Genomic DNA, 13,429 nt, shown 5'->3' with positions numbered 1-13,429 from the left:
CGACGTCACCAGGAAGGAACTGCTCGCGATCCAGGACTCCCTCAACGGTCGTCCTCGCAAGACCCTGCAGTTCATGACACCATCAGAGAAGCTCACGGAGCTGTTGCGCTGACCGCTTGAGACCGCCATCTCGTTGGCCTCCCGCAGGCGCTTGTTCTCCGCCCTCAACTTCTTGATCTCTTCCGCCTCGGCCGAGGTCACCCCGGGCTGGGCGCCGGCATCGGTGCGGGCCTGATCCACCCAACGGCGCAGGCTCTCCCGCGAGATGCCGAGCCGATCTCCGATCGCGACGCACGCCGCCCGTCGGGACGTGTACTCCTTCTCGTGCTCCAGCACCATCCGCACCGCACGGTCCTTGACCTCCGGCGGGTACCTCTTCGCCATGATCGCCATCCTGACTCACCAGGAAGCGGCATCAAAGCCGTGACGCTTCACCCAGGCCGGTGAGCAGGCCGGTGAGCAGGCCGGTGAGCAGGTAAGCGATGGTCCTGCTGCGTCTGCTCCGGGCGTCGAGTCAGCCACTGACGAGGTCGCGATCCTGGACCTGCCCAGCAGTGCCGGGCCGCGCGCTCAGGTCGGGCGCGAAGCATTGCCCCATCAGGCTGCGCCCGGCAAAGCCTCGTCTGGCAAGGCAGCGCCCGGCAGGTCTGCGACCCGCAGGACGGCGAAGAAGGCGCCGCCGCGTCGTGCCGGTGAGCCGGCAGCGCAGGAGGTCACCTCCGCGCCGGCCAGGGCTCGCAATTCCACGGTCCCTGCCGCAGGGGCAGACACCGCCCGCCTGGATGCAGGACTGGTGCGGCGTTGGGCCGTAGCCAACGGCATCGCCGTGCCGGCGCGCGGCCCGCTCAGCGCCAGGATCCGCGAGCAGTACTTGGCGGCGCAGTGAGCTGAGCGCCCTGACGCGCTCGCCCTGCCCCAGCGCGGGGCGAGCGGGGCGATGCTCATCACTCGTCGCGGCGCAGCCGTGCGCGCTTCGTAGTGGTCCATGCGGGGCATGGGCACGCGGGAACGGTTGGATCATCGAGGTGGCAGGACAGCGTCGCGCTCGGGTGGGCTAACAGGACACGTGCTGGTCTCGAAGCAGTTGCAGTGTGGTCAGTGCGGGTCTTCCGCGTGGCGCACCAGAAGGCGGCGTGGCTCCATGGAAGGTGCTGGCCCGACACGGGCCGAGGCGATGCCGCGAGCAGGAGGATGCGATGCCGCAGCCGATCAGCACCCGCAACGACGTCAGCAACCACTTCCGGAGTCCGCGCCACACCGTGGGCGACTGGCACGCCATGGAAGAGTTCGAGCATGCCCAGCACGGAACGGGGCCCGGTGCCCACGGCGAGCTGGGGAGGCTGCGTGGCAGCGACGGGTTGACGGACATCGAGCGGGAAGCCCTCGCTCACCGCTCCGACATCGTGCCTTGACCGCGAGTCCTCGCCGCAACACCACGGCTCATCCGCTCAGGCTCGACTTCGGCACAGCCACTCCATACGGCTGGACTGCGGCGCACCAATGTCACACAGAAGCCCCGACGGCCAGGAGGGTCAGGGGCTTCGGGCGCGCCACGGCGTGTAGTCACGATTCCTGGGTACACGCGGACCAAGGAACTGCCGCCTTACCGAAAGCGGATCGCAGGTTCCACTGGATCATGCAGCAACCCACAGCAGCTCAGGCAAGGATCTCGTCCATGCCGACCGAGGCCAATCCGTGGGCAGCAGCCACCTCAGGGTTCACGACGCTGCCAGCGTGAGTCGACAGACCGCCAGCCAGAGCCGGGTCGGCGCCGAGTGCGGCCTTCCAGCCGGAGTCGGCGAGTCGAACGACGTAGGGCAGCGTCGCGTTGGTCAAGGCGTAGGTGGAGGTGTGCGGAACCGCGCCGGGCATGTTCGCCACGCAGTAGAAGACGGAGCCGTGGACGGTGAACGTCGGGTCGTCGTGGGTGGTGGGGCGGGAGTCCTCGAAGCAGCCGCCCTGGTCGATGGCGATGTCGACGAGCACGGAGCCAGGACGCATCTGGGCCACGAGGTCGTTGCTGATGAGCTTGGGGGCCTTCGCGCCCGGCACGAGGACAGCGCCGATGACGAGGTCGGCGGAGCGTACGGCCTTCTCCAGCTCGAAGCCGTTGGAGACGATGGTGCGCACGGCGCCGCCGAAACGGGCGTCGACCTCGCGCAGCTTCGGGATGGAAAGGTCCAGCACGGTCACCTCCGCGCCCATGCCGAGGGCGATCTGCGCGGCGTTCTGCCCGGACACCCCGGCCCCGATGACGACGACGTCGGCTCCCCGCACACCGGGGACTCCGCCCATGAGGACGCCGCGGCCACCGGCCGCGCGCATCAGTGAGTACGCGCCGACCTGCGGGGCGAGGCGGCCGGCGACCTCGCTCATCGGCGCCAGCAGCGGCAGGGAGCGGTCGGGCAGCTGGACCGTCTCGTAGGCGACGGCGGTGGTGCCGGAGGCCAGCAGCGCCTCGGTGCACTCCCGGGAAGCCGCCAGGTGCAGGTAGGTGAAGAGCACCTGGTCGCGGCGCAGCCGTGCGTACTCCTGGGCGATGGGTTCCTTGACCTTGAGCAGCAGGTCGGCGCTGCCCCAGACCTCGTCGACGTCGGCGAGGACCTTCGCGCCGGCTGCCTCGAAGTCGGCGTCGGGCAGGGAGCTGCCGAGGCCGGCGCCCGCCTCGACGACGACCTCGTGGCCGTGCCGGACGAGCTCGTGGACGCCCGCGGGCGTCAGCGCGACGCGGTACTCGTGGTTCTTCACTTCGCGGGGTACACCGATGCGCATGAGAAGTCCTCCTGGTGGGGCTGTTGGACGGGCCTGCAGAACACGGCCGGCTGGCCTCAGCATGAAGATCGTGCGAGTCGAAGACAATAAAGTCGCAGAACATTCGGTACGCTGCGGGTGTGGGTGACATCGGTTCGGATCGCCGCGGGTCACAGGTCCCGCTGCCGAAGAAAGTTCGATCAGTCGTCGACGCGGTGGACCGCGCGATCCTGCGGGTCCTCGCCGAGGACGCGCGCATCACCAACGCGGCCCTGGCCCAGCAGGTCGGCATCGCGGCCTCGACCTGCCTGCTGCGGGTGCGGGCGCTGCGCGAGGCGGGGGTGATCCGTGGTTTCCACGCCGACGTCGACCCCGCGGCCCTCGGGCTGGACCTGGAGGCGATGATCGCGGTCAGGCTCGCCGCGAACGCGCGCGGCAGCATGGGACCGTTCGTGGCACGGATGCGCCGCCGCCCCGAGGTCCTCGACGTATACTTCGTCGCCGGCGCCAACGACTACCTGCTGCACGTGGCGGTGGAGAGCACGGCGGCGCTGCGCGACTTCGTCGCCGAGCACCTCTCGCGTGACCCCGACGTCGGCCTCACCGAAACCAGCCTGATCTTCGAGCACACCCGCGCCGCGGGTCGGTCGTAGATCCACCTTTTCCGGAAGCATTCTCGTGCGAGTCCGGCAAAGCGCATCACGGGTCGAAACACGGTGGGGCCGGCCCAGCCTCGTCACGAAGCTGAGGTCACCGGCCCGCGCGACCGCAAGGCGGGCGCGGGGTGCTGGGTGCTCTCAACAGCGACCTCGTGCATGCACGCGCTGAGCACCGCTCTCCGCGAAAGCAGAGCGGCGCTCCTGCACGCCAACGCCTGCAACTGTGTGGAAGGGCAGCGCCTTCGCAGCACCTGGCGGCGGGAAGCACCGTGACGCGCCGGTGCGGTCGTGCGTGGTGGCGGTGCGGGCGATGACTTTGCCGGAATGTTCAGGCGGCTGGGTAGATCAGCTGCTCGGTGCCACCGGCACCAGCACGTGCGAAGCCCAGCTGCCGCCGGTGTGCACGGTGAAGGCACCGGGCTGGTGACCGTCGGCCAGCGCGGGGTTCAGCTCGTAGTTGGGGAAGTTGCTGCCGGCGACGTTGATGCGCAGTTGGTGTCCCGGCGCGAAGGCATTGGCGGTGACGCCCAGGTCAATGACCAAGCGGTGAATTTGCTCAGCATCGACCGGGGCCTCATGGTCGACACCGTCACGCAGGCTGAGGCGGCCGATGCCTTCGCACAGCAGCCGCGAGGTCCCGTCGGGGGCTACGTCGGTGACCACCACGGCGACGTCCGTGTCAGGAAGGTGAGTGGAGACGTACACCACCGCCTGCAGAGCGCCGACGACCTCGGTCGCGGTCTCGAACATCTCCGTGGTGAAGCTCACGACGTCATCGCGCGCCTCGAGGACACGCTGATCGGTGGGGCCGGCGTCGGTCCACGTGTCGCCGATCGACAGCAGACGACCCCCGCGCGTGGAGACCGGGTTCGCCACGTCGAACGGAACGAGTACGCTCGAACCGGTGATCGCCGCTTGGGGAGCGAGTCGAGCTCCTGAGTCGTCGACCGCGGGTGCGAGGAAGAGGGGGGCAGCCAGGGTTCCCGGCGGGGGGAACTCGGTACTGGTGCGCCACTCGTCGGCGCCCATGAGGAACCACGTCGCCCGCGGCAGCGCCTCCGTGTTCCCCTGCCGGGTGAGGAAGGAAGAGATCAGGTTCTCCAGGCCGAGGGAGGCGGCACTCGCCCCGGCGCCGAAGTCGTGTGCTTCGTAGACGCCGCTGGTGTCGTTGTGCGTCCAGGGGCCCATCACCAGGTACTGCCCCTCGCGTGCGGCTGCGGAGGCCGCCCCTTGGCGCAGTGCGGTGTAGGCGCTGACGGCGGATCGCGAGAAGAAGTCGAACCAGCCGCCGATGTGCAGACCGCCGGCGGTCACCTGGTCGAAGTCGTCGGCGTAGGAGATTTCTTGCCAGTACTCGTCACGCAGGCGGTGCTCGACGATGTCGGTGAACCATGGCGCTTCGACGGCCAGGACATCGGCGGTGTGCCGCCCGCCATCACGCAGCCGGTCGCTCTCCTTGGTGGCGATGGCGTTGAGGTACTCAGCCCGCGCGAGGTCGCCTGCCGTCCGAGCCGCTCCGGCCCCCACGGCGAACGCGTAGCGGTCGCTGTTCTCCACGGAGAATGCGCCGCCCGGGGAGTAGTACCAGCCGGTGTAGGCGTCGGGCGCGGTGTTGATGTAGACGCTGTCGCGCACAGGTGCGCCGGCTTCCACCGTCATCGCGAACTGAGTGAACCCCAGGTAGGAGGAGCCGAGTGTGGAGATGCGTCCGTCGCACCAGGGCTGCTGCAGCAACGCGGTGAGCGTCGCGGCACCGTCTTCGCGCTCGTTCAGGAGCGGGACGAACTGGCCGTCGGAGGCGCCGGTGCCGCGCACATCCTGGAACACCACGGCGAAGCCGTCCGCGATCATGCGCTCCAGGGTGGTGATGCCCTCGGGCATCGAGAAGAACGAAGACTTCGAGTACGGGGTGCGGACCAACAGGACCGGATAGGACCCCGGCCCGGTCGGCTTGTAGACGTCGGCGCGTAGCACCGTGCCGTCACTGAGCACGATTTCGAAGAGTTGCGGTGTAGCAGCGGCATCGGCGGCGGAGGCGGGGGTGGCGGTCGCTGCAAGGACGGGCAGGGCCACGGCACCGGCGGTAGAGGCCAGCAGCAGGGAGCGGCGAGCGAGGGGCATGGAGACGTCTCCAGGAGGTAGGGAGGGGAGATCCCGGGATGCACGGCGGCACGGCCGCGGCGATCGGGTCTGCAGCGGCACCCTAGCGATCACATGGCGTCGCGCCAGGTGTCATGAAGTTACGTTCGTGTTTCGTCGTTCCCGTCATCGTTGACCGCGCGTCGGGGGGCCATCCGTAACCTGCTTGTAACGATAGAGTCTTGCAATTGCGGTTGCAATCGTTCAGTGTTTTCGCAATGTCTGCTGCTGCGAGAAGGAGGTCGAGCACGTGGTGCCACCTGTCACTCCCTGGCTGGATGGCCTGTTGCCGGTCACTGGGCTCTCGCCGGCGCAGGCGAAGGTCTTCGACGCCGTGCGCAGTGATCATCAGTTCGCCTCCTTCGCCGACGTCGCCGCCATCGCCTCCCGGGTCGGCGTCGACAACAGCACCGTCGTGCGATGCGCGCAGACGCTGGGTTTTCGCGGCTGGCCCGCACTGCAGCACGAGGTCCGAGCTCGCTACCTCGCGACGCTCTCCAATGAGCAGACCCTCGACGCGCACCCCGCCGGCGAGGAAAGCGTGCTGCAGCAGAGCGTGCGCCGCGACATCCGCAACCTCGAGCAGACCCTGGAGACCGTCGACGAGGACGTTCTCGACGCGGCCGTCAAGACCCTTGCGGAGGCGCGTCGCATCCTCGTGCTCGCCACCGGGTCACTGTCCGCGCCGGCGACCGTCCTGGCGCACCTCGGCGCCACGATGGGCTACGACATCACCCACGAGCCGCGCGGTGGCGCTCACCTGGCCGCCGCTGTCAACGGTCTGGGCCCCGACGACGCGCTGGTCGTCCTCAACGTGTGGCGGCCGATGCGCGACCTGCTCGCCGCGGTGCGGGCCGCTCGATCGATCGGCTGCCCCGTGATCGTGATGACCGACATGTACAGCGGTGCCCTGGCAGCCGCAGCCGACCACGTCCTGGTCCTGTCCAGCGAGGGCGTCTCCTTCTTCCAGTCCACGACGGCGGCCACCTCGATCACCTACGCCCTGCTCGCCGGGCTGGAGGCAGCCCGCCCCGAGCTCACCCGTCCCGCAATCCGCCGCATCCAGCAACTGTGGGACGACCTCGGCACTTACGCCGACTGACCCCGCCCCGGTGACCCACCGGTGACCCTGATCATCCGCACCACATGGAAGGTCCCCTCGTGACAGCACAACAGCGCATCGCCGTCGTCGGCCTCGGGTCGATGGGCGGGGCGATGGCCCAGAACCTGCACCGTCTGGGCTGGGACGTCACCGGCGTCGACCCCTCGGAGCAGGCACGCGAACGTGCCGCCGAGATCGGCATCACCGTCGCGACCTCGGTGACCGAGGTCGCCGGAACGCCCTACGTGGTGCTCTCCCTGCCGTCGGCGGCCCTGGTGGAGGCGACGGTGCCGACGTTGTTGTCTGGGCCCGGCACCGTCGCGATCGTCGACACCACGACGTCGGAACCGGCCACCTCGAAGGCGATGGCGGAACTGGCCGCCACTGCTGGTGCGGCGTTCGTCGACGCGCCGGTCTCCGGTGGGCGTGCCGGCGCCCTGGGAGGGACGCTGAGCGCTTTCGTGGGCGGTACGGAGGACGCCGTGGCCGCTGCCGAGCCGGTACTGCGCGCACTCACCGGTCGCGTACCGGCTGTCGTGGGAGGGCCGGGTTCGGGGAACGTGGTCAAGCTGCTCAACAACGTGCTGTGCGCGACCAACCTCATCGCGGTGGGCGAGGCGCTGGACGTCGCCGCTGCCTACGGCATCGACCTATCCACGGCAGCGGCCGCCGTCAGCGGAGCCTCCGGCGGCAGCAATGTCAGCGCCAACGCCTTCCCGGCCTGGGTCCTGTCGGGAACGTTCGATTCCGGATTCGCCCTCGGACTGATGGCTCGTGACGTCGACCTCGCTCTGCAGGTGGCATCGGTCGCAGGCGCGAAGCCGGCGCTGCTCGCGGCCACCGGCCGAGCATGGCAGCACGCCCTGGCCGAGCGCGGGCCCCGAGCCGACTTCACCGAAGCACCCGCCACGGCCGCCACCGCCACGACCGCCCTGACCCCCGCCTCGACGTCCGTCCAGGCCGCCGCAGACGGCGGCGCCGAAGGAGCCCTGTCCGCATGAGCATCGACACCCGCACGGACCAGCAGATGAGTGGTGCCGTCTCCACCGGCGGTGGGCATCCCCACCTCGGCGGCGACGAACCGATCGCGAGTGGCGCGCAGACCGCCCGACGTGTCCTGGGGCAGAGCCTGCCAGAGGGCATCGGCTCCTTCGTCGATGACCGAGTCGTCCTCGGCTCCGGCGAGGACGTGGAACTGGTGACCCCGGCGACCGGCGAGGTCTTCACCAGCTACCGCGACGCCGGCCCGGACGTCACCGAGGCCTTGCTGCAGTCCTCCACCCGCGGTGCAGGCCTGTGGGGGGAGATGAACCCCTTCGAGCGGGCGGCGATCCTGCGCGAGGTCTCCCGCGTGGTCGGCGAGCACGCGGAAGAGCTGGCCGTGCTGGAGTCGGCCACCACGGGCAAGCCGATCCGCGACGCTCGCGGGGAGGCGGCCAAGGTCGTGGAGATGTACGCCTACTACGCCGGGTGGGCCGACAAGGTCGGCGGGCAGACGATCCCCGTGCCCGGTGACTGGCTCACCTACACCCAGCGGGTGCCGTGGGGGGTCGTGACCGCGGTCACCCCGTGGAACGCGCCCGTGTTCACCGCCGGCTGGAACTCCGCGGCCCCGCTGGCCGCCGGCAACGCCGTGATCGTCAAGCCCAGCGAGTTCACCTCAGCCACCACCGTGCGCCTGGCGCAACTGGCCCACCAGGCTGGTCTGCCCGCTGGGGTCTTCAACGTCGCCGTGGGGCTGGGCGCCAGCACCGGCGCGGCCGTGACCACCGATCGGCGGGTGGGCAAGGTCAGTTTCATCGGCTCCGTGCCCACCGGCCGCCGTGTCGGCGCCGCAGCGGCGGCCGTCGGCATTCCCACGGTCCTCGAGCTCGGCGGCAAGAGCGCCAACATCATCTTCGCCGACGCCGACCTGGACCGCGCCGCCGACGGGGCGATCGCTGCCATCTTCTCCGGCGCTGGGCAGTCCTGTGTTGCCGGCTCGCGCCTGCTGGTGCAACGCGACGTCCACGACGCGCTGCTGGAGCGCATCACCGCTCGCGCGGCCAAGCTGCGCATGGGCGACCCCCTGGACCCGCAGACGGAGATCGGCCCCGTCATCACCGCTGGCCAGTACGCCACCGTGCGCCGCCTCATCGACGCCGGCGTCTCCGACGGCGCCCGTCGTGTCGCACCGTCCCCGGCCACGTCCCTGCCTGCGGGGGACCTCGCGGGCGGGCACTGGGTGGCCCCGACCGTCCTGGACGGTGTCACGCCCGACAACACGCTGGAGACGACCGAGGTCTTCGGCCCCGTCGTCGGTGTCGACGTCTTCGACACCGAGCAGGAGGCCGTGCTGCGCGCCAACGCCACCGACTTCGGGCTGGCTGGGGCGGTGTGGACCGCTGACGTCTCGCGCGCTCACCGCGTGGCCCACGCCATCAGGGCCGGCACCTTCTGGATCAACGCCTACAAGACCATCCACGTCGCGGTGCCCTTCGGCGGCTTCGGGGACTCCGGGCACGGACGCTCCTCCGGCCCCGGCGTCCTGGACGAGTACACCCAGCTGAAGGCGGTGTGGGTCCCGGTGCAGCCCGCCGGTGCCCCCTTCCCTTCGCTGGGGTACTGAGGGTCGATCGATGAGCACCGGTGTCCCCGACCTCACTGGCCAGGCTGATCCACAACGTCACCTGATCGCTGACAGCGTGAGCGTTGCCGGCGAACGACTGCAGCAGCTGGCCGAGTGGCTGCACGACCACCCTGAGGTCTCCGGCAGCGAGCACCGCTCGGCCAGGCACCTGACGACCTTCTTGGAGCAGGAGGGGTTCCAGGTCCAGCTGGGCGTGGGCTCCCAACCCACGGCCTTCACCGCCGTCGCGGGCTCCGGAGCCCTGACGGTCGCGCTGTGCGTGGAGTACGACGCGTTGCCGGCGGTCGGGCACGCGTGCGGGCACCACCTCATCGCCGGGGCGGGGGTGGGAGCGGCCCTTGGCCTCTTGCCGCTGCTGCAGGAGCTGGACATCACCGTCAAGGTCATCGGCACTCCGGCGGAGGAGCACGGTGCCGGCAAGGCGTTGCTGCTCGCCGACGGCGCCTTCGACGACGTCGCCTTCAGCCTCATGGTGCACCCGGTGCAGGAGGGGTACTCGGCCAACCCGGTCGGTACCTCCTCCCAGGCAGCAGGCCGCTTCCGCGCGGTCTTCACCGGCCGGGCCGCTCACGCCGCCGCCGCCCCGCACCTGGGCGTCAACGCCGGCGACGCCGCGACGTTGGCCCAGGTCGCCATCGGGCTGCTGCGCCAGCAAGTCCCCGGGAATCAGCGCATCGGTCTCTACGTCGTCTCCGGCGGCGCTGCGACCAACATCATCCCTGAGCGGGCTGTCGTCGACTTCGAGTGCCGGGCTCCGACGCTGCAAGCCTACGAGACGCTGCTGACGAGGGTGCGGCGCTGCTTCGAGGCCGGTGCTCTGGCCACCGGCGCTGCGCTGGAAATCACGGCCACCGAACCGCTGTACGAGCCGCTGCGGCAGGACGAGGACCTGGCCGAGCACTGGAACAGCGCCATCGCCTCGTTCGGGCACTGGATCGAGCCGGCGCCACTGCCGGGCACCGCATCCACCGACATGGGAAACATCTCGCAGGCGGTGCCCAGCATCCACCCGTGGGTCAGCCTCCCCGGCGTCCACGACCCGATCCACTCGCACGGCTTCACGCTGCAGTCCCGCACGCCGGCGGCCTTCACCACGATGCTGCAGTGCGCCACCGCCATGGCCTGGACCGTGCAAGCCGTCGCCGCATCACCGCCGCTGCGAGCCTCACTGATGCACCGGCAGCAAGCACGGCCGACCGCAACAGCTGCCCAACGCTGACGCCCAGCAGCCCACGTCAACGTTCCGCACTCGCACGGCTCCACCCAGGCTCAGCCTCTGACGATTCAGCGCGGCACCCACCACCGCGCTCCCCGCCTCCCGAAAGGACCTTCGATGGCCAGCACCGACGCCACCACTACCGCACCGGCTTCACCGGCCAGAGTCGGCCTGATCCACGCTTGGCCGGTCCTGCTCCTGGCCCTGGCCATCTCCGCCGTCTGCGAAGTGATCGGTCAGGTCTCCCTCGACGTGGGCATCGGCGCCATCGTCTTGTTCCCGATGGTGTGGGGCATCCTCATCGGCACACTCGTGTCGGTGCAGAAGTTCAAGCCCATGGGCCTGACCTCGCAGAAGGTCGCCAGCGCGGTCGTCGCAGCTGCGGTCATGTTCCTCGTGGCACGCCTGGCCTTCAACATCGGCCCCAGCCTGCCCACCCTGGTCGAAGCCGGCCCCGCCCTGCTGCTGCAGGAGGTCGGCCACCTGCTCGGCACGATTTTCCTGGCGCTGCCGCTGGCGGTAGCGCTGCGCATGGGCCGCTCCACCGTCGGGGCCACCTTCTCCCTGGACCGCGAGCCGTCCTTCGCCATCGTCAGCGAGAAGTACGGCGCCGACTCCGATGAGTACCGCGGCGTGCTGGGCATGTACGTCTTCGGCACCCTGTTCGGTGCCGTCTACATCACCTTGCTCGCTTCCTTCATCAGCTCTCTGGACGTCTTCGACCCGCTCGCCCTGGCCATGGGCGCCGGGGTCGGATCCGGCTCGATGATGGCCGCCGCCACGGGAAGCATCATCGCCGAGTACCCGGCGCAGGAGCAGGCCATCACCGCGATGGCCGCGGTGGCGAACCTGCTGACGACCGTCCTGGGCGTCTACGTCGGCATCTACATCGCCTTGCCGCTGGCGCGGCGCATGTACGCCGCGATGACCCGAGGCCGCGACAACGCCACGGCTTCCCCCTCGGGCATGCTTGGAGAGCACCGCCCCGACAAGGCATCCGTCGGTCAGGACGAGGCCAACCGCAGCTTCCGCGAGCAGTTCGCGGCCGCGTCGGCCACCGTCACTCTGCCCCTGATCATCTCGATCCCCGCCATCGTCGGTATCGGCATCGTCACCGCATCTATCGCGGCCGGGGCGTTCTCCTGGGACATCGTCATCGGTTACGCAGAGATCACCGCGCTGGTCGTGCTGTCGCTCATCCTCGGCAAGGTCACCCGGGTCATCTCGCCCATCATCTGGATCACCACTCTCGGCGCGCTGGCCTCCAGTCCGTGGTCGCCGATCGGTGAGTCGCTGGCCACCAGCGTCAGCAGCATCAGCCTGCTGTCCCTGGCGACGATCATGCTCACCACCGCCGGCCTCAGCCTGGGCAAGGACATCCCCCTGCTGCGCAGCATCGGCTGGAAGATGATCCCGGTGGGTCTGGTCGCCATCACTGCATCCTTCGTACTCTCGGCCGTCATCGCGGAATTCGCACTGGGCTTCTGGTCGTAGCCCGGCCGTCCAAACGCTCCTCAGGCTGCGCTGCGAGTTCACAGAACTCGCAGCGCAGCCTTTTGAGGTTATGTCGGTGACCACTTGTCTACAGCAATCCGTGAGCACGACGACAAGCGACATCAGAGATTGAACGACCGTGGCCTGCCAACTACTCGTTCCGGTGCGACGTAGGGGAGTCGCGGCAGCTCATGAATCGCTCAGCGTTCAGTGGTTGGCGTGGTCGCCTCATCATGTTGCGTTGATTGTCGCGCAATGGGCAAGGGTCGGCGGTGTACTGTCAAGGCCCGGGTTTCATAGAGAGCATGAAGCAACGCTCAGGCCGCGGCGACGACCTCGGCAATGGTGTCGAACCGGGCCTGGTATTCGACCGGCGGGACCATCCCGAGCTCGCCATGCAGGCGACGGGTGTTGTACCAGTCGAGGTAGCCGGCGACGGCCCGTTCGACGTCGTCGAGGCCGCGCCACGGACCGTCACGGCCGGGTAGGTGCGGGTTGCGGATGCACTCGGCCTTGAAGAGAGAGTTGAACGCCTCGGCCATCGCGTTGTCATAGGAGTCGCCGGTGGAGCCGACCGAAGCGACGGCCCCCTCAGCGGCGAGACGCTCGGTGTAGCGCACCGCAACGTATTGAACTCCCTTATCCGAGTGGTGCTTGAGCCCGGTCAGATCAGCGCCTTCGCGTCGACGGACCCAGAACGCCATCTGCAGCGCATCCAGGGCCAACTCGGTGCGTAGGTGCGTGGCGACCTGCCAGCCCACGATCCGGCGGGTGCAGACGTCTTGGACGAACGCGGCGTACACCCACCCCGAGCAGGTTCGGATGTAGGTGATGTCGGCTACCCACAGGCGGTCCGGGCGATCGGCGGAGAACTCCCGTTGCACCAAGTCCGGACGGTGATCGGGCACTGCCGGGACCGTGGTCCGTGGTGGTTTGCCACTGCGGCGCAGCCCGTGCAACCCCACCGAGCGCATCAGGCGTTCCACGGTGCAACGGGCGATGCGCTCCGGCGCCTCGTCGACCTTGGCGCACTCGAGGCGGCGGCGGTTGATCGCTGCGTGCAGCTTGCGGGCGCCGTACACGCGCAGGTTCTCAGCGTGCACTTCGTCGATCTCAGCCAATGCGGCCTGGTCGCTGACCGACCGCTTCGAGGGCGGTCGGGTGCGGGCGGCGTAGTAGGTGCTCGGGGCGATCTGCAATTCTCTGCAGATCGGCTCGACCCCGAATTGGTCCTTGTGTTCGTCGATGTAGCGATTGGTCAGCGGGAGGGGCGGTCGAGCTCCGCCGCGAAGAAAGCCGATGCTGACCTCAAGATCGGCGGTCTCAAGCGGTCAGCGCAACACCCGTGAGATGATCATGGTGGGTCGTTGACGGGAGCTGAGCATGGCCGGTGTCCTCACCACGACGCAGAAGCAGCTGGCGATCCGGCTGCACGCCCA

The 13,429-nt window shown here is 69.2% G+C and carries 11 protein-coding genes, 2 pseudogenes and 1 other annotated feature; of the genes and pseudogenes, 9 read left to right on the top strand and 4 right to left on the bottom strand.

Annotation, left to right across the window (positions count from 1 at the left end):
• Positions 1–112, top strand: a pseudogene (locus ACRYM0_RS17910) (IS30 family transposase); the annotation flags it as partial.
• A gap of 35 nt (positions 113–147) precedes the next feature.
• On the opposite strand, the pseudogene ACRYM0_RS17905 reads toward ACRYM0_RS17910, so the two are convergent.
• Positions 148–384 (bottom strand): annotated as a pseudogene (locus tag ACRYM0_RS17905) (transposase); the annotation flags it as partial.
• A 205-nt stretch (positions 385–589) separates the two neighbouring features.
• On the opposite strand from ACRYM0_RS17905, the gene ACRYM0_RS17900 reads away from it, so the two are divergent.
• On the top strand, positions 590–886 hold the full coding sequence (locus ACRYM0_RS17900; RefSeq protein ID WP_432507196.1) for an Lsr2 family DNA-binding protein: 297 nt from the start codon (positions 590–592) through the stop codon (positions 884–886).
• 310 nt (positions 887–1,196) lie between these two features.
• A complete protein-coding gene (locus tag ACRYM0_RS17895; RefSeq protein WP_432507195.1) occupies positions 1,197–1,412 on the top strand; it encodes a hypothetical protein in 216 nt (71 codons plus the stop codon).
• Positions 1,413–1,656: 244 nt separating this feature from the next.
• On the opposite strand, the gene ald is transcribed toward ACRYM0_RS17895, so the two are convergent.
• Positions 1,657–2,772, bottom strand: coding sequence for an alanine dehydrogenase (ald, locus tag ACRYM0_RS17890; RefSeq protein ID WP_432507194.1), 1,116 nt, complete (start codon positions 2,770–2,772; stop codon positions 1,657–1,659).
• A gap of 128 nt (positions 2,773–2,900) precedes the next feature.
• Between ald and ACRYM0_RS17885 the strand changes: the two genes are divergently transcribed.
• Positions 2,901–3,404, top strand: coding sequence for an Lrp/AsnC family transcriptional regulator (locus ACRYM0_RS17885; RefSeq protein WP_432507199.1), 504 nt, complete (start codon positions 2,901–2,903; stop codon positions 3,402–3,404).
• Positions 3,405–3,755: 351 nt separating this feature from the next.
• Here ACRYM0_RS17885 and ACRYM0_RS17880 read toward each other — a convergent pair whose 3' ends face one another.
• On the bottom strand, positions 3,756–5,483 hold the full coding sequence (locus ACRYM0_RS17880; protein WP_432507193.1) for a CocE/NonD family hydrolase: 1,728 nt from the start codon (positions 5,481–5,483) through the stop codon (positions 3,756–3,758).
• Positions 5,484–5,799: 316 nt separating this feature from the next.
• On the opposite strand from ACRYM0_RS17880, the gene ACRYM0_RS17875 reads away from it, so the two are divergent.
• The 5 genes from ACRYM0_RS17875 to ACRYM0_RS17855 all read left to right on the top strand — a co-directional run bounded on the left by ACRYM0_RS17875 (position 5,800) and on the right by ACRYM0_RS17855 (position 11,990).
• The gene (locus ACRYM0_RS17875) at positions 5,800–6,651 is read left to right on the top strand and encodes a MurR/RpiR family transcriptional regulator (protein WP_432507192.1); all 852 of its coding nucleotides are present in this window, start codon (positions 5,800–5,802) and stop codon (positions 6,649–6,651) included.
• Positions 6,652–6,764: 113 nt separating this feature from the next.
• Complete coding sequence (locus tag ACRYM0_RS17870) at positions 6,765–7,652, top strand: NAD(P)-dependent oxidoreductase (protein ID WP_432507191.1); 888 nt, start codon at positions 6,765–6,767, stop codon at positions 7,650–7,652.
• A 26-nt stretch (positions 7,653–7,678) separates the two neighbouring features.
• Positions 7,679–9,259: an aldehyde dehydrogenase family protein gene (locus ACRYM0_RS17865; protein ID WP_432507198.1), complete on the top strand. Its 1,581-nt coding sequence runs from the start codon at positions 7,679–7,681 to the stop codon at positions 9,257–9,259.
• 76 nt (positions 9,260–9,335) lie between these two features.
• The gene (locus ACRYM0_RS17860; protein ID WP_432507190.1) at positions 9,336–10,499 is read left to right on the top strand and encodes an amidohydrolase; all 1,164 of its coding nucleotides are present in this window, start codon (positions 9,336–9,338) and stop codon (positions 10,497–10,499) included.
• Positions 10,500–10,613: 114 nt separating this feature from the next.
• A complete protein-coding gene (locus ACRYM0_RS17855; protein ID WP_432507189.1) occupies positions 10,614–11,990 on the top strand; it encodes a DUF3100 domain-containing protein in 1,377 nt (458 codons plus the stop codon).
• Between the two features lie 317 nt (positions 11,991–12,307).
• Here the strand turns inward: ACRYM0_RS17855 and ACRYM0_RS17850 are convergent, their stop codons facing one another.
• Complete coding sequence (locus ACRYM0_RS17850) at positions 12,308–13,237, bottom strand: IS3 family transposase (RefSeq protein WP_432507197.1); 930 nt, start codon at positions 13,235–13,237, stop codon at positions 12,308–12,310.
• Positions 13,175–13,288: a sequence feature (AL1L pseudoknot), on the bottom strand. (Overlaps the previous gene by 63 nt.)
• Between the last annotated feature and the right edge of the window lie 141 nt (positions 13,289–13,429).

Source organism: Kineococcus arenarius subsp. arenarius, from assembly GCF_050871845.1.
Taxonomy (GTDB): Bacteria; Actinomycetota; Actinomycetes; order Actinomycetales; family Kineococcaceae; genus Kineococcus.
This window is presented reverse-complemented; position numbering and strand designations above follow the sequence as displayed.